A 20,550-nucleotide genomic window follows, 5' to 3' on the forward strand; every position below is an offset into this window, starting at 1 on the left:
TCCGTGCGGCCTCAGCTTGTTTTTCTGGCTTTACGTACCTGTGCGGCATAGGTGGCCAGCGTGTGCTTAAGGATATCCAGCGTCACCGGTTTTGACAGGCAGCTATCCATTCCCGATTCCAGACAACGCTGTTTTTCTTCCGCCAGCGCGTTAGCCGTCACGCCAATAACCGGTAACGTCATCTCCAGCTGACGGATCCGCTGCGTCAGACGGTAACCATCCATATTGGGCATGTTCACATCGCTGAGAACAATATCAATATGCTGTTTACTGAGGACGTTAAGCGCATCGATGCCATCATTGGCCGTTACGCATTGATAACCCAGCGAGCCAAGCTGATCGGCCAACAGGCGGCGGTTAATCGGATGATCGTCGACCACCAGAATCATCATGTCGTCATTGCTGGCCGTTGGCGCGTCATGGGCCGATAGCGCCGGACCATTCTCTTCCGCCGCCAGCGCCAGATGCAGCAGACGCCCCAGTAATGGCAGGAGCTCATGCGGCGTGGTAACGCTATGTAGCCACTCTCCCGGCGCGCGCTCAACAGGAATGCCGATATGGCGGCGGCAGAAGATCACCGCAGCGCTTCCCGGCCAACCCTCATAGCCTTCATCATCGGTTAATAAAATATCGTCGGCAGCCGGCGTCTGACCAGCAAATTGACGTACCGTCAGGCCATGATATTGCAGCAGCGATTCGACAAAAAGCGCCAGTGACGTGTTATGAATCGCCAGCCAACAGGTGCTGTTGCTGTGCCGATCGGCCAGCAGCGGCGGCATCGGCTGCATGCCGTATAGCGGAATACGAATAGTGAAACGGCTTCCCATGCCGGGTTCAGTTTCCACGGCAATGTCGCCATCCATCATGCTGATAAGTTTTTCACAGATAGCCAGCCCCAAGCCGGTGCCCTGGAAATTACGCTGTACTCCGGTACCGACCTGGAAGAACGGGTCGAACAGGCGCACAACCTCTTTCGCCGGGATCCCCTCGCCGGTGTCACGTACGCTAATTTGCAGATAGTCGCCGGCGCGCTGGACGTGCAACACGATACAGCCGGTATCGGTAAATTTAATGGCGTTACTCAGCAGGTTGGAAATAACCTGCTGCAGACGCATCGGGTCGCCGATCATCGTTTGCGGGACATCCGGCTCGATGAAACAGTACAGCCCCAGCTGTTTGCGCACCACCAGCGGTAAATAGTTCGCCGAAATATGATTCATGACCTCGCGCGGCGAGAACTCTCGCGGTTCGATTTTTAGCTGCTCTGACTCAATCTTCGAGAAGTCGAGAATATCGCTGATAATCTTCAAGAGCAGGCTGGAGGAGTTATTCATCGCCGTCACCAGCCGATCGACTCCCTTCGGCAACGCTTTGGTCTGCAGCAGATCGAGGTTGCCAATAATGCCGTACAGCGGCGTACGCAACTCGTGGCTAACGGTGGCGAGGAACATCGATTTCGACTGGCTGGCCTGTTCCGCCGCCTGGGCCATCTCCTGCAGCGACTCTTCCATTTTCACACGGGCGGAAACATCCACCAGCACGCATATCGCGACGTTTTCATTACGATAGCGCGAGTGTACAAAGCTAATCTGCAGGTTGGTGTTGTTGCTGGTTAACACGTCGACGAAGTTGACCTGCTGGCCGCAGATAATCTGCGTGAGCCGCTGGCGGTCTTCGTGAGTCAGCATATTCAGATAGTTATGCGCCAGTTCGTTACTCAGTATGTTAGTGCCGTCCTGGGTACGCAGAATACAGATCCCTACCGGCGCGGAGGCGACGATTTTACGGTTGAACTGCTCATGCTCTTCCAGACGCTGGGCGTCGTTTTCCGCCGGAATAAATATCCGCCGTTCATACATGCGCGCCAGCGCGAACAGGATCGCGCCAGTCAGGATATTCAGCACGATAGCGTTGAGGATCAGCATCCTGATGCGCTCGAGCACCTGATCGACGGAAACCGAATAGACAATACTCAGCGATGACGGCAGCAGGCTCTTTTTCAGCACCAGTTCGCGGAAACCAGAGCTGTAGCCAAACCACATCCGCTCCTGCATCCAGCGGGTTTCCGGTTTAATACTGTTATCCGGCCCGGCAAGGGAAATGAGCTGCTGGCCGTTATCATCGAGGATCGTCACGCTCATCGGCAGGCTGCCTGGCGTAAAGAAGCTCTCCATGCGGATAGTCTGCTCGACGCCGAGCATCGCCTGCAGGCGGTTAGCCATATAGATTGGCGTCAGGGCATAGAAATAGCCGACGCCCGGACGCACGCCCTGGCTAATCCAGAACAGGTTATTGCCGCGCTCGTTTTGCGGCGCATCGCGATATTGTTCGATACGTTGATGCAACACCTTCAGCGCCTGATCGCGCTCCAGCGGCATATCGCGCAGGCCGAAGTTAGCCATACAGAGGTTGTCGCTGCCAATTAAAAAGATACGGTTCAGGTCGTAGGCGGCGGAGAAATTATCGCGCCAGTAGCGCATGAACCACGCCAGCGATTGCAGCGAATTGCGCCAGGCGCCGCTCATTGCGCTGCAGTCGGAATCCGGATACAGCGGTTCAAAATTGGGGATAGTGATATTGCCGCTGTTGGCCAGCGCCGCGCTGCCCTCGCTCCCGGTCGCCGCACGATTGCCTGCGACGTACTTCAGCTCTTTAATGACATCCGCAGTCCGCTGGATATATCGCTGCGCCTGGTCGGCGTTAAGATTCAGTTCCTGACGAATTTCCGATTCCCGTTCATGCAGCGCATTAACGATATAAAACACGGAGACAAAAGCAATCAGCATCCATAGCAGAACCGCCAGCGCTCTGAACAGGTAACGAGAAACCTTTAAGGTCGTATGAAACGAGGCAAGATATTTCAATGGGGCAATGCTCGGTCGTCAGGGGCTCAACAGAATGGGGTTAAAGTAGCGGTAAATGGGCTTTGTCGCAATGTTAATGCAAAAAGGGCCGGGATAATACCCGGCCCTTTCAGAACATTTACCTGCGACGATTACTCTTCGTCTTCGGCGATGTCGTCGTCAGCATCGTTTTCCGGCGCGATATCATCATCGCCTTCCGCTACGCTGCCGTCGATGGCATCCAGTTCTTCGTCGTCAACCGGTTCAGCCACGCGCTGCAGGCCAACAACATTTTCATCTTCCGCGGTACGGATCAGAATCACGCCCTGAGTATTACGACCCACGATGCTCACTTCAGAAACGCGAGTACGCACCAGGGTACCCGCATCGGTGATCATCATGATCTGGTCGCAATCATCGACCTGCACGGCGCCGACCACGGAACCGTTACGTTCGGTGACCTTAATAGAGATAACGCCCTGCGTCGCACGTGACTTGGTCGGATACTCTGCTGCCGCAGTACGCTTGCCGTAACCGTTTTGCGTCACGGTCAGGATAGCGCCTTCGCCGCGAGGAATGATCAGCGACACTACGCTATCTTCGCCTGCCAGCTTGATACCGCGTACGCCGGTTGCGGTACGGCCCATCGCGCGAACGGCGTCTTCTTTAAAGCGCACCACTTTACCAGCGGCGGAGAACAGCATCACTTCGTCCTGGCCAGAAGTCAGATCGACGCCGATCAGTTCGTCGCCTTCGTTCAGATTGACGGCAATGATACCGGCAGAACGCGGACGGCTGAACTCGGTCAATGCCGTTTTCTTCACGGTACCGCTGGCGGTCGCCATAAAGACGTTAACGCCCTCTTCGTACTCGCGAACCGGCAGGATAGCGGTGATACGCTCGTCAGCTTCCAGCGGCAGCAGGTTGACGATCGGCCGACCACGCGCGCCGCGGCTGGCTTCCGGCAGCTGATAAACCTTCATCCAGTACAAACGACCACGGCTGGAGAAGCAGAGGATCGTGTCATGGGTGTTGGCCACCAGCAGGCGGTCGATAAAGTCTTCTTCTTTAATACGCGCTGCCGATTTGCCTTTACCGCCACGACGCTGCGCTTCGTAGTCGGTTAATGGCTGATATTTCACATAGCCCTGGTGCGACAGGGTCACGACAACATCTTCCTGGTTGATCAGGTCTTCGATATTGATATCGGCGCTGTTGGCGGTGATTTCGGTACGACGCGCATCGCCAAACTGTTCTTTAACCAGCTCCAGCTCTTCGCGAATAACTTCCATCAGACGATCGGCGCTACCCAGAATGTGCAGCAGCTCGGCAATCTGATCCAGCAGCTCTTTGTACTCGTCGAGCAGTTTTTCATGCTCCAGACCGGTCAGTTTCTGCAGACGCAGATCCAGAATCGCCTGGGCCTGCTGTTCGGTCAGATAGTACTGGCCGTCACGCACGCCGAACTCTGGCTCCAGCCACTCCGGACGCGCGGCGTTATCGCCGGCGCGCTCCAGCATCGCGGAGACATTGCCCAGATCCCATGAACGCGCGATTAAACCCGCTTTTGCTTCCGCCGGCGTCGGCGCGCGGCGAATCAATTCGATAATCGGATCGATGTTAGCGAGCGCAATCGCCAGCGCTTCAAGGATATGCGCACGGTCGCGCGCTTTACGCAGTTCGAAAATAGTACGACGAGTGACAACCTCGCGGCGGTGACGAACAAACGCCGCAATGATGTCTTTCAGGTTCATGATCTTCGGCTGACCGTGGTGCAGCGCAACCATGTTGATACCGAAAGAAACCTGCAGTTGGGTCTGGGAGTAGAGGTTGTTAAGAACCACTTCACCCACCGCGTCGCGTTTCACTTCGATAACGATACGCATACCGTCTTTGTCAGATTCGTCGCGCAGCGCGCTGATGCCTTCAACGCGTTTTTCTTTCACCAGCTCGGCGATTTTCTCAATCAGGCGCGCTTTGTTCACCTGATACGGAATTTCGTGCACGATGATGGTTTCACGACCGGTTTTCGCGTCAGCTTCGACTTCCGCGCGCGCGCGAATGTAAACTTTACCGCGACCGGTACGATAGGCCTCTTCAATACCGCGACGGCCGTTAATGATAGCGGCGGTCGGGAAGTCCGGGCCCGGAATGTGTTCCATCAGCCCTTCAATGCTGATGTCTTCGTTATCAACGTACGCCAGGCAGCCGTTGATAACTTCCGTCAGGTTATGCGGCGGAATGTTGGTCGCCATACCTACGGCGATACCGGAAGAACCGTTCACCAGCAGGTTAGGGATTTTTGTCGGCATGACGTCAGGGATTTTCTCCGTGCCGTCATAGTTGTCGACGAAATCAACCGTCTCTTTTTCGAGATCGGCCATCAGCTCATGAGCGATCTTCGACATACGGATTTCCGTATAACGCATCGCTGCGGCGGAGTCGCCATCGACAGAACCAAAGTTACCCTGGCCATCGACCAGCATATAACGCAAGGAGAACGGCTGCGCCATACGTACGATGGTGTCATAAACGGCGGTATCACCATGCGGGTGGTATTTACCGATTACGTCGCCAACGACACGGGCTGATTTTTTATAGGCTTTGTTCCAGTCATTGCCCAATACGTTCATGGCGTATAGTACGCGACGGTGTACCGGCTTCAGGCCATCTCGGACATCCGGCAGCGCACGGCCAACAATGACCGACATCGCATAATCCAGATACGAGCTTTTCAGCTCTTCCTCAATGTTGACCGGTGTAATTTCTCTCGCAAGGTCGCTCATCTAACCGCTATCCCTCTACTGTGTCCCGGATTCAAAGGTCGCAAATTATAACACAGCCGTCGTAATAGAGGTAAAGCAATACGGTTTATTCGTGGCAGTCTGCTGATATACTCGCAGGTCAGAACAGAAAAGGAGTAAAAGCGCCCATGAATGCCGAAAAACCGTCGGTGGCCCCCAACGTTGATCACAATGAAATCGCCAAATTTGAAGCCGTCGCCTCGCGCTGGTGGGATTTAGAAGGCGAGTTCAAACCGCTGCATCGCATCAACCCGTTGCGCCTTGGCTATATTGCCGAACGCTCCGGCGGCCTGTTCGGCAAAAAAGTGCTTGATGTCGGCTGCGGCGGCGGCATCCTCGCCGAAAGCATGGCGCGCGAAGGTGCAACGGTCACCGGTCTGGATATGGGCTTCGAGCCGCTGCAGGTCGCAAAACTGCACGCGCTGGAGAGCGGCGTTCAGGTGGAGTATGTGCAGGAGACCGTCGAAGAGCACGCGGCGAAGCACGCCCAACAGTACGACGTCGTCACCTGTATGGAGATGCTCGAGCACGTCCCTGATCCACAGTCGGTCGTGCATGCCTGCGCGCGGCTGGTGAAGCCCGGCGGCCAGGTCTTCTTCTCGACCATTAACCGCAACGGCAAAGCCTGGCTGATGGCCGTGGTCGGCGCGGAATACGTGATGAAAATGGTGCCAAAAGGTACGCATGACGTTAAGAAGTTCATCAAGCCGGCGGAGCTCATCGGCTGGATCGATCAGACTTCTCTGAAAGAGCAGCACATTACCGGCCTGCATTACAATCCGCTCACTAATACCTTCAAGCTGGCGCCGGGGGTTGATGTTAACTATATGTTGCATACAACGGCGAAAAAAGCATAACGTCATACGTTTTTATGATGATGATTGCGCGGCATCAAGCTGCGCAATTTTCCCTTCCGACGAAGAAATCAGCACTCGATCAAATTTTGATTTTTTTTTCTGTTTTATTGACTTCTTCTCCAGGCCTTATACGGCGTGGACTTAGCGATTATTACGCCTGCGCAACCTCAAATTAACGTCAAAATCAACCCTTGTACTCAAAAGAATCCTTACTAAAATAACTCACCATATAGCGTTCTTTTTATCGACAACCCCCTACATATAGTATTTATCCACAGAGTTAGTCACAACGACTTGCTGTGGATAAATGGGGGGATATTTTTTCTCACGGACAGGTAAAAACCACATGAATCAGAGTCTGCTGGTGACAAAGCGCGACGGTAGCACCGAGCGTATCAATCTCGACAAAATCCATCGCGTACTAGATTGGGCGGCAGAAGGACTGAATAACGTTTCGATTTCTCAGGTAGAACTGCGTTCGCATATTCAGTTCTATGACGGCATCAAAACCGCCGACATCCACGAGACCATTATTAAGGCCGCAGCGGACCTGATCTCCCGCGATGCGCCGGACTACCAGTACCTCGCCGCGCGACTGGCGATTTTCCACCTGCGCAAAAAAGCGTTTGGCCAGTTTGAACCGCCGGCGCTGTACACCCATGTGGTGAACATGGTCGAAAAAGGTAAATACGATCATCATCTGCTGGAAGACTACACGGAAGAAGAGTTCCAGCAGATGGACGGTTTTATCGACCACTGGCGCGATATGAACTTCTCCTATGCCGCCGTTAAGCAGCTGGAAGGTAAATACCTGGTGCAGAACCGCGTCAGCGGCGAAATCTATGAAAGCGCCCAGTTCCTCTATATTCTGGTCGCGGCTTGCCTGTTCTCTAACTATCCGCGTGAGACCCGTCTGGACTACATCAAGCGTTTCTATGACGCGGTGTCCACCTTTAAAATTTCGCTGCCGACGCCGATCATGTCCGGCGTGCGTACCCCTACTCGTCAGTTCAGCTCCTGCGTGCTGATCGAGTGCGGCGATAGCCTGGATTCGATCAACGCCACCTCCAGCGCGATTGTGAAATACGTTTCCCAGCGCGCCGGTATCGGTATCAACGCCGGCCGCATTCGCGCGCTGGGTAGCCCGATCCGCGGCGGCGAAGCTTTCCACACCGGCTGCATCCCGTTCTATAAGCACTTCCAGACCGCGGTGAAATCCTGCTCGCAGGGCGGCGTTCGCGGCGGCGCGGCCACCCTCTTCTATCCGATGTGGCATCTGGAAGTCGAAAGCCTGCTGGTGTTGAAAAACAACCGCGGCACCGACGCCAACCGCGTTCGCCACATGGACTACGGCGTGCAGATCAACAAGCTGATGTACACCCGCCTGCTGAAAGGCGAGGACATCACCCTGTTCAGCCCGTCCGACGTTCCTGGCCTGTACGATGCGTTCTTCGCCGATCAGGACGAGTTCGAACGTCTGTACACTAAATACGAAAAAGACGACAGCATCCGCAAACAGCGTATTAAAGCCGTTGAGCTGTTCTCGCTGATGATGCAGGAACGCGCCTCCACCGGCCGTATCTATATTCAGAACGTTGACCACTGCAACACCCACAGCCCGTTCGACCCGGTTGTCGCGCCGGTGCGCCAGTCTAACCTGTGCCTGGAAATCGCCCTGCCGACCAAACCGCTGGACGATGTGAACGACGAAAACGGCGAAATCGCGCTGTGCACGCTGTCGGCGTTCAACCTTGGCGCCATCGATAGCCTCGATGAGCTGGAAGATCTGGCGGTGCTGGCGGTGCGCGCGCTGGATGCGTTGCTGGATTATCAGGATTACCCAATCCCGGCGGCCAAACGCGGCGCGATGGGTCGTCGTACGCTGGGCATCGGCGTTATCAACTTCGCTTACTATCTGGCGAAACATGGCAAACGCTACTCCGACGGCAGCGCCAACAATCTGACGCACAAAACGTTCGAAGCTATTCAGTATTATCTGCTGAAGGCCTCCAACGAACTGGCTATCGAACAAGGCGCCTGCCCGTGGTTCAACGAAACCACCTACGCGCAGGGTATTCTGCCGATCGATACCTACAAGAAAGACCTGGATGCGATCGTGAGCGAATCCCTGCATTTCGACTGGGAGCAGCTGCGCGAATCCATCAAAACCCACGGCCTGCGTAACTCCACGCTCTCCGCATTGATGCCGTCTGAGACCTCTTCGCAGATCTCCAACGCCACCAACGGCATTGAGCCGCCGCGCGGCCACGTGAGCATCAAAGCGTCGAAAGACGGGATCCTGCGCCAGGTCGTTCCGGATTACGAAAATCTGCAGAACGCCTACGAACTGCTGTGGGAAATGCCGAATAACGACGGCTATCTGCAGCTGGTCGGCATCATGCAGAAGTTTATCGATCAGTCGATTTCCGCCAACACCAACTACGACCCGACGCGTTTCCCGTCCGGAAAAGTGCCGATGCAGCAGTTGCTGAAAGACCTGCTCAACGCCTATAAATTCGGCGTGAAAACGCTGTACTATCACAACACCCGTGATGGCGCGGAAGACGCCCAGGATGACCTGGCGCCGTCAATTCAGGACGACGGCTGCGAAAGCGGCGCATGTAAGATCTAAGGTATTTTTGCCGGGTGGCGCGATGCCTACCCGGCCTACGGTTTTGTAGGCCCGGCAAACGCAGTGTTGCCGGGCGATACAATCTCAACAGGACCCACTCATGGCATACACCACTTTTTCACAGACGAAAAACAATCAACTGCTTGAGCCGATGTTTTTTGGCCAGCCGGTTAACGTGGCCCGCTACGATCAGCAAAAATATGACATCTTTGAAAAGCTGATTGAAAAGCAGCTCTCCTTCTTCTGGCGCCCGGAAGAAGTCGACGTTTCGCGCGATCGCATCGACTATCAGGCGCTGCCGGAACATGAAAAGCATATTTTCATCAGCAACCTGAAATATCAGACGTTGCTCGACTCCATCCAGGGCCGTAGCCCGAACGTCGCGCTGCTGCCGCTGATTTCCATCCCGGAACTGGAAACCTGGGTGGAAACCTGGGCCTTTTCCGAGACGATCCACTCGCGCTCTTACACCCATATTATTCGCAACATCGTCAACGATCCGGCGACGGTGTTCGACGATATCGTGACCAATGAGCAGATCCAGAAACGCGCGGAAGGCATCTCTCACTATTACGATTCGCTGATCGAAATGACCAGCTACTGGCATTTGCTGGGCGAAGGCACCCACACCGTCAACGGCAAAACCGTGACCGTGAATCTGCGCGAGCTGAAAAAGAAACTGTATCTGTGCCTGATGAGCGTCAACGCGCTGGAAGCGATCCGCTTCTACGTTAGCTTCGCCTGCTCCTTCGCCTTTGCCGAACGCAAGCTGATGGAAGGCAACGCCAAGATTATTCGCCTGATCGCCCGTGATGAAGCGCTGCACCTGACCGGCACTCAGCATATGCTGAACCTGCTGCGCTCCGGCAGCGACGATCCGGAAATGGCGGAAATCGCCGAAGAGTGCAAACAGGAGTGCTATGACCTGTTCGTGCTGGCGGCGCAGCAGGAAAAAGAGTGGGCGGACTATCTGTTCCGCGACGGCTCGATGATCGGTCTGAACAAAGATATTCTCTGCCAGTACGTCGAGTACATCACCAATATCCGCATGCAGGCGGTGGGCCTCGATCTACCGTTCCAGACCCGCTCCAACCCGATCCCATGGATCAACACCTGGCTGGTTTCCGACAACGTTCAGGTCGCGCCGCAGGAAGTGGAAGTCAGCTCTTATCTCGTCGGCCAGATCGATTCTGAAGTCGACGCTGACGATCTGAGCAACTTCCAGCTGTAATGAAGCGGATTTTCTTGAGGATTTCTGACACTCGCCTTGAGTGTCAGGATGAACATACTTCCCTGTTGGCCGCGCTTGAATCGCATAACATCGACGTGGAGTATCAGTGCCGCGAAGGCTATTGCGGTTCCTGCCGCACGCGTCTGGTGTCAGGTCAGGTTGACTGGCTGACCGAACCGCTGGCGTTTATCCAGCCGGGAGAAATTTTGCCCTGCTGCTGCCGGGCGAAAGGCGATATTGAGATCGAGATGTAGTGTTGTCGATGTGTGCGGCCTGATGCCCTCACCCCGGCCCTCTCCCACAGGGAGAGGGGGAAAACATAAAAAAGGGCCTTACGGCCCTTTTGTTTTATTTCGCGTCCAGGAACTGCACCGCTTTATCCGGGAAATCGGTAAACAAGCCGTCGACGCCCGCCTGGTTATACAGCACGTCATAGAGTTGATTAACGTTAGTGGCGTACTCCGGCAACTGATCCGCGCGCACGGTATACGGATGCACCTGCAGATGGCTGGCGTGCGCCTCTTTTACCATCGCCGTCAGCTTCACCGCGCCCGGCTTCGAGCCTTCCGCTACCAGCATATGGTAATCCGGACCAATACCGTCGGCGTACTGCGCAATCTGCGCCATCGCCCCCGGCTTGAACATCCAGTCATAGCTGTAGTTCACCCATTTACCATCGGCCTGTTTCTGCTGCGTTTCATTCCAGTCGGTATAGGCGATGAGCTGCACCAGATTGAGATCCATCCCCATCTTCGGCTCCAGCTCATTCTTAATGCGTTTGAGCTCGTTGGCGTCAAAGCACTGCAGATAAACCTTATCCTGCTTGCTGGTGTAGCCATATTCCTTCAGCACTTTCAGCGTGCTGGCGGCAATATCTTTGCCTTCCTGATGGTGGAACCACGGCGCTTTGATTTCCGGGTAGATACCGATATTTTTACCCGTCGAATGGTTTAGCCCCTGTACAAACTCAATCTCTTCTTCAAAGGTATGAATACGGAAATCGGATTTACCCATCGGGAAACGCCCGGGATAGGTTTGCACGTTTTTACCATCTTTCGGCTCAAAACCTTCGGTGAACTTCAGCGACTTAATCTCGGCCAGGGTAAAGTCAATAGCGTAAAAACGACCATCTTTACGCGCCCGCTGCGGGAAACGCTGCGCTACGTCAGTTACCCGATCGAGATAGTGGTCATGCAACACCACCAGCCGGTCGTCTTTGGTCATCACCAGGTCTTGCTCAAGGTAATCCGCCCCCTGAGCGTAAGCCATCGCTTTCGCCGGCAGGGTATGTTCCGGCAGATACCCGCTGGCGCCGCGGTGGGCGATGACAATCTTCTCTGCCGCGACGGCGCTGAAGCACAGCGCCGAACTGGCCAAAATCATTCCGCTCATTAGCGCGGTAAGTTTCATTTTCATCGCCGCTCCTTAGGCTTGTTTCAGTTGTTGATGATGACGACGCTCGCCAAGCATGACGATAATCAGCAGCAGAACCGCCAGTACGCTACCGCCAATCATTACCATGAAGCCGCCGTCCCAGCCGAAGAAATCGACGGTATAGCCAACAATGGCGCTCGCGGCTACGGAACCGCCGAGATAACCGAACAGACCGGTGAAGCCCGCAGCGGTGCCGGCAGCTTTTTTCGGCGCCAGTTCCAGCGCATGTAGACCGATCAGCATTACCGGGCCGTAAATCAGGAAGCCAATGACGATCATACAGGCCATATCGACGCCCGGATTACCCGGCGGGTTCAGCCAGTAAACGATAGTGGCGATGGTCACAAGAGTCATAAAGAACACGCCGGTCGCGCCGCGGTTGCCTTTAAACACTTTGTCCGACATCCAGCCGCACAGCAGGGTGCCGGGGATCCCCGCGTACTCATAGAGGAAGTAGGCCCAGGAGGACTTATCCAGCGCGAAGTGTTTGACCTCTTTCAGGTAGGTCGGCGACCAGTCCAGAATGCCGTAGCGCAGCAGATAAACGAAGACGTTAGCGATAGCGATAGCGATGTACCACAGCAGCTTGTTCGGCAGAATGTACTGCATAAAGATCTGCTTCGCCGTCAGCTCTTCTTCGTGCTTTTCGCTATAGTCATCCGGATAGTCGTTTTTATACTCTTCGATCGGCGGCAGACCGCAGGACTGCGGGGTATCTCGCATCATCGCGAAGGCAAAAATGGCCAGCAGAATCGCGCCGAAGGCCGGCATATACAGCGCCGCGTGCCAGTCGTTAAACCACGCCATCCCCAGCAGGAACAGCAGCGGCGGAATACCGCCGCCGACGTTATGCGCGCAGTTCCACACTGAGACAATCCCGCCGCGCTCTTTCTGCGACCACCAGTGCACCATGGTACGACCACACGGCGGCCAGCCCATCCCCTGGAACCATCCGCAAAGGAACAGCAATACGAACATGATCATGATGCTGGAAGTCGCCCACGGCACAAAGCCCATCACCAGCATCACCAGCGCCGCCAGAATTAACCCTGCGGGCAGGAAAATGCGCGGATTCGAGCGGTCGGAGACCGATCCCATGATGAATTTCGAAAATCCGTAGGCGATGGAGATACCGGAAAGCGCGAAACCGAGGTCGCCACGAGAGAACCCCTGCTCAATCAGATAAGGCATCGCCAGCGCAAAGTTCTTACGAACCAGATAGTAAGCGGCATAACCGAAGAAGATGCCAATAAAGATCTGCCAACGTAATCGACGATACAACGGGTCGATTTCCGCCGCCGGCAAACGCGCTTTATGCGCTGCGGGTTTAAAAATACTTAACATATCAGCCTCCGTGGCCATTGCTGTTTCACTGACATCGACGCAAAAAATCTAATTTATTCACGCACTTCTAATTAGGTCGCGATGGTAGGCAAAGCGTAGAACTAATACTGTGAAATATCGCACATTTTGTTACAGATATATGACAAAATTTTCCATTGTGAGCACAAAATCACAGCAAACGCTCGAATTGCGCGCAAATATGCTCGAAATCAAACATTCCACACTTTTGATATGGCTAAATGGTGTAAAACGAAAGTAGAGGACCGGAAGATGGCCGAGACGCAAGAATTTGATGCGCTGATTATTGGCGGCGGCGCCACCGGCGCGGGAATCGCCCGCGACTGCGCCCTGCGCGGGTTACGCGTAGTGTTGATTGAGCGGCACGATATCGCCACCGGCGCCACCGGCCGTAACCATGGTCTGTTGCACAGCGGCGCACGCTATGCCGTCACCGATGGCGAATCCGCGCGCGAATGCATCAGCGAGAATCGCATTTTACGCCGCATCGCCCGCCACTGCATTGAACCCACCAACGGGCTGTTTATCACCCTACCCGAAGATGACATCGCCTGGCAGCAAACCTTTATCAACGCCTGTCAGCAGGCCGGTATCGATGCCAAACCGCTTACCCCCGCTGAAGCTTTGCGTCTGGAACCCGCGGTCAACCCGACGCTGCTTGGCGCCGTACAGGTACCGGACGGCACCGTCGATCCGTTCCGCCTGACGGCCGCTAATATGCTCGACGCCCGCGAACACGGCGCGCAGATCCTCACCGGCTGCGAGGTTACCGGCCTGCTACGTCAGGGCGATCGTGTCTACGGCGTACAGATCTACGATCATCAACGCCGTGAAGCGCGCAGTATGCGTGCACAGGTCGTCGTCAACGCCGCCGGGATCTGGGGCCAACGCATCGCGGAATACGCCGATCTGCGCATCTCCATGTTCCCGGCAAAAGGCTCGCTGCTGATCCTCGACCACCGCATTAATAACCAGGTGATTAACCGCTGCCGCAAGCCGGCGGATGCCGATATTCTGGTGCCCGGCGATACCATCTCGCTGATTGGCACCACCTCGACGCATATTCCTTATGACGAAATTGACGATAACCGGGTGACGACGGAAGAGGTCGATACGCTGCTGCGCGAAGGTGAAAAACTGGCGCCGATCATGGGACGTACCCGAGTACTACGCGCTTACTCCGGCGTCCGTCCGCTGGTCGCCAGCGATGACGATCCCAGCGGACGCAGCGTCAGCCGCGGTATTGTGTTGCTCGACCACGCCGCGCGCGACGGTATGGAAGGCTTTATCACCATCACCGGCGGTAAGTTGATGACCTACCGTCTGATGGCGGAATGGGCCAGCGACGCCGTCTGCCGCAAACTCGGCAATGCTGAGCCGTGCCGTACCGCGGAGCGTCCGCTGCCGGGTTCCCAGGAAGCCACAGAAACCACGCTGAAAAAGATTATCTCGCTACCGACGCCCCTGCGCGGGTCGGCGGTCTATCGCCACGGCGACCGCACCCCGGCATGGCTCGGCGACAGCCGCCAGCACCGCAGCCTGGTCTGTGAATGTGAAGCGGTCACCGCCGGGGAAGTGCAGTACGCGGTAGAGAATCTGGCGGTGAAGAATCTGCTCGACCTGCGCCGCCGGACCCGAGTCGGTATGGGCACCTGCCAGGGGGAACTGTGCGCCTGCCGCGCCGCCGGGCTGCTACAGCGCTTCAACGTCGCCACACCGGCGCAGTCGTTAACTCAGCTGTCGGAATTTCTTAATGAACGCTGGAAGGGCGTTCAGCCCATCGCCTGGGGCGACGCGCTGCGCGAAAGTGAATTTACCCGCTGGGTCTACCTCGGCTTATGCGGACTGCAAAAGGAGCATCAGGATGAAATTTGATTGCGCCATCGTCGGCGGCGGACTAGCCGGTCTACTGTGCGGGCTGGCGCTGAATCAATACGGCCTACGCTGCGTGATAATCAGCCGCGGGCAAAGCGCGCTGCACTTTTCCTCTGCTTCGTTAGACCTGCTCTCGGCGCTGCCGAACGGTGATACCGTCACAGACGTCGCACAAGGTCTTCAGCAACTGGCCGTTCAGCTGCCTGAACACCCTTACTCCCGCCTCGGCGCAGACGCGGTGCTCGAATACGCCAGGCAGACCGAAATGCTGCTGGCCGCCTGCGGCGCGAACATGCAAGGCGAAGCGCGCCAACCTCATCTGCGGGTGACGCCGCTGGGGACGTTGCGCCCGGCGTGGCTGTCGCCGGAAGAGGTTCCGCTGGCGCCCTTCGCGCAGCAACGGGTATGCCTGGTAGGGATTAGCGGTTTTGCCGATTTTCAGCCGCACCTGGCAGCCGCCGCCCTCGGGCAGAGCGGAGTGAATGCCACCGCCGCGGAGATTGATTTACCGCTGCTTGATGTGCTGCGCGATAACCCTACGGAGTTCCGTGCCGCCAACATCGCCCGCGTGCTTGATGATGAAAACCTGTGGCCTGCCCTGCAGTCCGCGCTGCTGCCGCTGGCGCAAGAGTACGAGCTGCTGATGATGCCCGCCTGTTTTGGGCTCGCGGATAATCGCCTCTGGCATTGGCTACAGGAACATCTGCCCTGCCCGCTGCGCCTGCTGCCGACGCTACCGCCTTCGGTGCCGGGGATGCGCCTGCATAGCCAGCTTCAGCGTCAGTTCATCCGCACCGGCGGTACCTGGCTTGCCGGTGACGAAGTGGTGAAAATCAGCCATCAGCAGGGCGCCGTCGAGGCCGTCTGGACGCGAAATCACGGCGATATCGCGCTGCGCCCGCGCTTTACCGTGCTGGCGAGCGGTAGCTTTTTCAGTAACGGTCTCGTCGCCACCCGTGATAGCGTGCGCGAACCGATTCTCGGCCTCGATCTGCAGCAAACGCTGGCGCGCGATAGCTGGTATCAGCGTGATTTCTTCGCGTCACAACCGTGGCAACGCTTTGGTTTGAAGACGGACCCCATGCTACGCCCACACCTGCTCGGCCAGCCGCTGAGTAATCTTTTCGCTATCGGCTCGCTGCTCGGCGGTTTCGATGCCATTCAACTCGGCTGCGGCGGCGGCGTTTGCGCCGTCACCGCACTGCATGCCGCCAGACAGATCCACGACCTTGCAGGAGGCCGACCATGAATGATACCCGCTTTGAAAGCTGCATAAAATGTACGGTCTGTACCACCGCCTGCCCGGTGAGCCGGGTGAATCCGCGCTATCCTGGCCCGAAACAGGCGGGGCCGGACGGCGAACGTCTGCGTCTGAAAGATGGCGCGCTGTACGACGACGCGCTGAAATATTGTATTAATTGCAAACGCTGCGAGGTGGCCTGTCCATCTGATGTGAAAATCGGCGATATCATTCAACGCGCGCGTGCGCAGTACAGCCAGCAAACACCGACCCTGCGCGATGCTATCCTCAGCCATACCGACCTGATGGGTACCCTTTCCACGCCTTTTGCGCCGCTGGTCAACGCCACGACCGGTTTAAAACCGGTGCGCCGCCTGCTCGATGCGGCGCTGAAAATCGACCATCGCCGCACGCTGCCAAAATATGGCTTCGGCACCTTCCGCCGCGCTTACCGCCAGCTCGCCGCCGCACAGGCGCAGTACAGCGAGCAGGTGGCTTTCTTCCATGGCTGCTACGTCAACTATAACCACCCGCAATTGGGTAAGGATCTGATTCGCGTCGTCAACGCGCTGGGTACCGGCGTGCAGCTCTTATCAAAAGAAAAATGCTGCGGCGTCCCGCTTATCGCCAACGGCTTTTTTGACAAAGCGCGCAAGCAAGCGCACAGCAACGTCGCCGCCATGCGCGAAAACACCTTGCCGATCATCGCCACCTCTTCAACCTGTACTTTTACCCTGCGCGATGAATATCCCCATCTCCTGGATATCGATAACAGCGATCTGCGGGATCGGGTGGAGTTAGCGACGCGCTGGATTTGGAAACAGCTCGATGCCGGCAAAACCCTTCCATTGCGCCCGCTGCCGCTGAAGGTGGTCTATCACACTCCATGTCACATGGAAAAAATGGGCTGGTCGCTATACACCCTTGAGCTTTTGAGCCAAATCCCGGGCCTACAGCTGGAAGTACTGGATTCGCAGTGCTGCGGTATCGCCGGCACCTTCGGCTTCAAGTCGGAAAACTATTCGTCGGCGCAGGCGATTGGCGCACCATTATTTCGCCAGATTGAGGAGAGCGGCGCGGACTTAGTGATTACCGATTGCGAAACCTGCAAATGGCAGATAGAGATGTCCACCAGCAAGCGCTGCGAACATCCCATTACTCTGCTGGCGCAGGCGCTGGGGGCGCCTGCCTGAATCAGTCGATAAACAGCGTCTCGACGACATTAATCCAGCCATGCTCGCCGCTGACCGGCTTACCGTTGAGCCAGCGGCGCAGCATATTCAGCGCCATCATGGCGCACACTTCTTGCCGTACCGCCAGCCCATGACGATTCACGCTGAACTTAACCCGCAGCGCGTGCGTACCTTCCGGCGTCGCCAGCACAAAGTTCAGGTAATCGGCCTCCTGACCGCTGACCGACAATGCCAGTCCGGCAAAATGGTTTACGCGCCGCTCGGCGGCCCAGCGCGCCGATTGCGCTAACGTCTCCTCCTGCGCCGGCACCACTTCGCTGGCGAGAAGCGGCGCGTTCGCCCGCCTCAGCTGCAGCGCCAGCAGGCCGCTGGTGAACTGTTCGCTCAAGGTCAGGCTAAGCTGACGCTCCTGCAGGCAGCGCGCGATCTGCGCCGGTAACCCTTCCGTGCCCTCGAAGATAACGCTCTCCCCGGCCACTTTACGCACCTCTGGCCACAGCGCCAGCATCGCATCGCGCTGCGTCGCGGGACCGGTCAACTTCAGTTCGATAATCGGCATTGACGAGCGATAGCCCATCACCACACCCGGGGGGAGCTGCAGGTGGTTGAGGCTCTGCGCCAGCTCGCTTTCTGAGCGTCCGAAGGTGGTTAAGCGCAGACAGACAGGCGGCGACGGAAGCGTGAAGCGCGCACGTAAACGCGGTACGATCTCCTGCTCGACCATAACTTTGAATTCAGACGGCACGCCGGGGGTGAAAAACATCAGGCAGCGGTTGAGCTGTACGGCGAACCCGCAGGCGGTGCCCACCGGATTATTGATCATTTCGGCGCTGGCGGGGATTTCCGCCTGCTTGCGATTGCTTTGCGCCATTGGCCGACCGCGCTCGGCAAAGAATCGCGTCATCGTCTCCAGCCATTCAGCGTTGAGGACCAACCCTTCGCCTTTCGCCGTCGCCGCCGCCAGCGCGCTAAGATCGTCGCTGGTCGGCCCCAGACCGCCATTCACGATCAGCACATCCGCCTGTTCGCTGCGTTCGCGCAGAATAGCCACCAGCGCGTCGAGGTCATCGCCGACGGTATTGCGGCGCGTTAACGGTAAACCCTGATTAAAAAAGTAATCCGCCAGCCAGGCGGCATTGGTATCGACAATCTGCCCATGCAGCACTTCATCGCCGGTGGACAGCATTTCCACTTGTAGCATTATGAACTCCAGCCTGATAAGTCGAATTACTATAGCGCAAAGGCGCGGGCTGGCGACGAAGAAATTTGGCGCGGCGGCAGGCCGCGCCGGAGGATTAGAAGCTGGCGCTGGCGCCGATGTACGGACCGTCGGCGATAGTGTTATCACGGTTGCCGTCTTTACCCGCCAGGTTCAGATAGCGATAGCCTGCCTGGATGCTAAGCGGACGCATAATGGTCCAGCTGGCGCCGACGTTAGCTTCTTCATAGCTATCGATGCCGCTGGAGAGTGAATCAGGCGAGTAGTAATAGTCGCCGTACAGACGGAAGCTATCGCCGATTTTCCACTGCAGGCCGCCGCCGACCGCCGCCGCGTAACCTTCATCGCCCTGCTTCGGATTGGTGTAGATACCTTTGCCGCCCACGGTCGCCAGGAATGGTCCCAGCGGAATATTCAGACCCAGACCCAGGCCCGCGGCGTCGCCGTCGTTATCGCTATGCAACCAGTTGCCGGAAATTGCCAGGCCGGTGGATTCGGTGCCAAAGCCAACGCCGAGGTTGGTATAGTGCTCGCCGGCTTCGCCGGTAACGCTAATAGCATGGGCCGCCGAGGAAACCATCATTACCCCGGCCAGGGCCATAAAAATGCTCTTTTTCATTATTTACTCTATCCAGAAAAGAAGAATCAAAGAAGTCCCGAAAAAACCAGAAAATTCTACTGCGCACCCGTCAGGAATCAATGACCTGGCGAAATGATTTTTCACAAGAGTGTAACCAGTTGCGTCTTTTTACATCAATACCGACGCGCATTTGCGAAAGAAAGTAAATTCCACCGAATTCAAATTCAGCGTAATTATATTTAATTAGGTTGTATTGATTAAATAAATCTATATTAACCTGCGCAATCAGCGTCGCGCAGGCCATTTGAAGGAAGCAGAAAAATTAATGGGCGAGCAGGGCCAGACGCTCCGGCGCAAGCCCCGTCAGCTTCGCCACCAGCGCCAGGTCAAGCCCGTTTTCCAGCATCGCCTGGGCAATACGTTGCGCAGCCAATTGTTCTCCCTGTTCAAGGCCTTGCTGCAGGCCCTGCTCAAGGCCCTGCTGATGGCCGCGTTGTTCCAGAAACTGGGCAATGTTCATTAGCGTCTCCTTATGCGGCCATCTGGGGACATTTTGCGCAAGATTACGTAAAAAGGCGACCGGATCGGCGGCATTTCCTGCCTGCAATAAATAGTGAAGCAGCGTCCTGAGCTGTCTGCGGCTAGTGTATCCCAGCGCCAACAGGCTGGCTAGTTGCTCCTGCAGTTCCATCATATCGCGTTGCCGGATATGCTTTTGCAGCAACTCAAGCATCGCGACCCGTCGGTGCTGCATTATTGTATCGTCAGGAAGCACCGTGATATCGATTAAGTGAAAATCCTGATTGTATACCTGCCGCGCGGTTTGTGGATGAGCAAATCCTTCCAGCCAGCACATGGGATACGGCCAGGGCGAGACTTGCCCATGATAAAAAAGCAGCGGGATCACCAATGGCAGTTGTGTATGCCCTTTATCCAGATGCCGCTGCATCGCTGCTATCGCATAACGCATCAGGCGAAATGCCATATGACGGTCCACAGAGCTTTGATGTTCGATAAGCAGATAGATATATCCGTCTCCCGCCTGAGTTTGCAGCGAGTAAAGAATATCGGAATGGCTGGCGCGCAGGTCTTCATCGATAAAACTTCCGGATTCCAACTGCAGCGTTTGCAGATTGCATAATTCTCGCAAATGTTCAGGAAGGTGAATATCCAGAAAATCCCGCGCCGTCGCCCGATGCGACAGCAGGTGTTTAAACACGGCGTCATGTGGGGAATGGGTAGTCCTTTCCATGGTGGCTCTCCATAAGATAATTTCGCTT

General features: G+C 56.3%; 14 protein-coding genes. 7 read left to right on the top strand and 7 right to left on the bottom strand.

Annotation, left to right across the window (positions count from 1 at the left end; translation table 11 throughout):
• Positions 1-11: 11 nt before the first annotated feature.
• Together rcsC and gyrA are read right to left on the bottom strand one after the other, a co-directional pair.
• Positions 12-2,864: a two-component system sensor histidine kinase RcsC gene (gene rcsC, locus AC22LX_RS07975; RefSeq protein WP_049061095.1), complete on the bottom strand. Its 2,853-nt coding sequence runs from the start codon at positions 2,862-2,864 to the stop codon at positions 12-14.
• Between the two features lie 131 nt (positions 2,865-2,995).
• Positions 2,996-5,629, bottom strand: coding sequence for a DNA topoisomerase (ATP-hydrolyzing) subunit A (gene gyrA, locus AC22LX_RS07980; RefSeq protein ID WP_045391405.1), 2,634 nt, complete (start codon positions 5,627-5,629; stop codon positions 2,996-2,998).
• 146 nt (positions 5,630-5,775) lie between these two features.
• Here gyrA and ubiG point away from each other — a divergent pair, with 146 nt between their 5' ends.
• The 4 genes from ubiG (at position 5,776) to yfaE (ending at position 10,621) form a co-directional block, all read left to right on the top strand.
• Positions 5,776-6,504, top strand: coding sequence for a bifunctional 2-polyprenyl-6-hydroxyphenol methylase/3-demethylubiquinol 3-O-methyltransferase UbiG (ubiG, locus tag AC22LX_RS07985; RefSeq protein WP_045391407.1), 729 nt, complete (start codon positions 5,776-5,778; stop codon positions 6,502-6,504).
• A 346-nt stretch (positions 6,505-6,850) separates the two neighbouring features.
• Complete coding sequence (nrdA, locus tag AC22LX_RS07990) at positions 6,851-9,136, top strand: class 1a ribonucleoside-diphosphate reductase subunit alpha (RefSeq protein ID WP_015365619.1); 2,286 nt, start codon at positions 6,851-6,853, stop codon at positions 9,134-9,136.
• A gap of 100 nt (positions 9,137-9,236) precedes the next feature.
• On the top strand, positions 9,237-10,367 hold the full coding sequence (nrdB, locus tag AC22LX_RS07995; protein WP_015365618.1) for a class Ia ribonucleoside-diphosphate reductase subunit beta: 1,131 nt from the start codon (positions 9,237-9,239) through the stop codon (positions 10,365-10,367).
• The gene (gene yfaE / locus AC22LX_RS08000) at positions 10,367-10,621 is read left to right on the top strand and encodes a class I ribonucleotide reductase maintenance protein YfaE (RefSeq protein WP_045391409.1); all 255 of its coding nucleotides are present in this window, start codon (positions 10,367-10,369) and stop codon (positions 10,619-10,621) included. Before nrdB ends, yfaE begins: the two co-directional genes overlap by 1 nt.
• A gap of 94 nt (positions 10,622-10,715) precedes the next feature.
• Here the strand turns inward: yfaE and glpQ are convergent, their stop codons facing one another.
• Both glpQ and glpT read right to left on the bottom strand, forming a co-directional pair.
• Positions 10,716-11,783, bottom strand: a complete 1,068-nt coding sequence (gene glpQ / locus AC22LX_RS08005; RefSeq protein ID WP_045391411.1) for a glycerophosphodiester phosphodiesterase — start codon at positions 11,781-11,783, stop codon at positions 10,716-10,718.
• Between the two features lie 9 nt (positions 11,784-11,792).
• Positions 11,793-13,145: a glycerol-3-phosphate transporter gene (gene glpT, locus AC22LX_RS08010; protein ID WP_487333904.1), complete on the bottom strand. Its 1,353-nt coding sequence runs from the start codon at positions 13,143-13,145 to the stop codon at positions 11,793-11,795.
• Positions 13,146-13,415: 270 nt separating this feature from the next.
• On the opposite strand from glpT, the gene glpA reads away from it, so the two are divergent.
• From glpA to glpC, 3 genes are read left to right on the top strand one after another with little or no spacing between them, the layout of a single operon-like run.
• Entirely contained in the window at positions 13,416-15,038 is a 1,623-nt protein-coding gene (gene glpA, locus AC22LX_RS08015) for an anaerobic glycerol-3-phosphate dehydrogenase subunit A (protein ID WP_045391414.1), read from the top strand.
• A complete protein-coding gene (glpB, locus tag AC22LX_RS08020; protein WP_045391417.1) occupies positions 15,028-16,287 on the top strand; it encodes a glycerol-3-phosphate dehydrogenase subunit GlpB in 1,260 nt (419 codons plus the stop codon). The genes glpA and glpB overlap by 11 nt, the downstream gene beginning before the upstream one ends.
• A complete protein-coding gene (gene glpC / locus AC22LX_RS08025; protein WP_487333905.1) occupies positions 16,284-17,471 on the top strand; it encodes an anaerobic glycerol-3-phosphate dehydrogenase subunit GlpC in 1,188 nt (395 codons plus the stop codon). Before glpB ends, glpC begins: the two co-directional genes overlap by 4 nt.
• 1 nt (position 17,472) lies before the next feature.
• Here the strand turns inward: glpC and AC22LX_RS08030 are convergent, their stop codons facing one another.
• The 3 genes from AC22LX_RS08030 to AC22LX_RS08040 form a co-directional block, all read right to left on the bottom strand.
• The gene (locus tag AC22LX_RS08030; protein ID WP_045391423.1) at positions 17,473-18,672 is read right to left on the bottom strand and encodes a nicotinamide mononucleotide deamidase-related protein YfaY; all 1,200 of its coding nucleotides are present in this window, start codon (positions 18,670-18,672) and stop codon (positions 17,473-17,475) included.
• A gap of 94 nt (positions 18,673-18,766) precedes the next feature.
• Positions 18,767-19,309 (bottom strand): YfaZ family outer membrane protein, encoded by a 543-nt coding sequence (locus tag AC22LX_RS08035; RefSeq protein WP_015365610.1) that lies wholly within the window; start codon positions 19,307-19,309, stop codon positions 18,767-18,769.
• A 283-nt stretch (positions 19,310-19,592) separates the two neighbouring features.
• Positions 19,593-20,522 carry an Rpn family recombination-promoting nuclease/putative transposase gene (locus AC22LX_RS08040; protein WP_487333906.1) on the bottom strand — a complete coding sequence of 310 codons (930 nt, stop codon included), beginning with the start codon at positions 20,520-20,522 and terminating at the stop codon, positions 19,593-19,595.
• Positions 20,523-20,550 lie beyond the last annotated feature (28 nt).

It is taken from the genome of Klebsiella sp. PK01 (assembly GCF_057624675.1).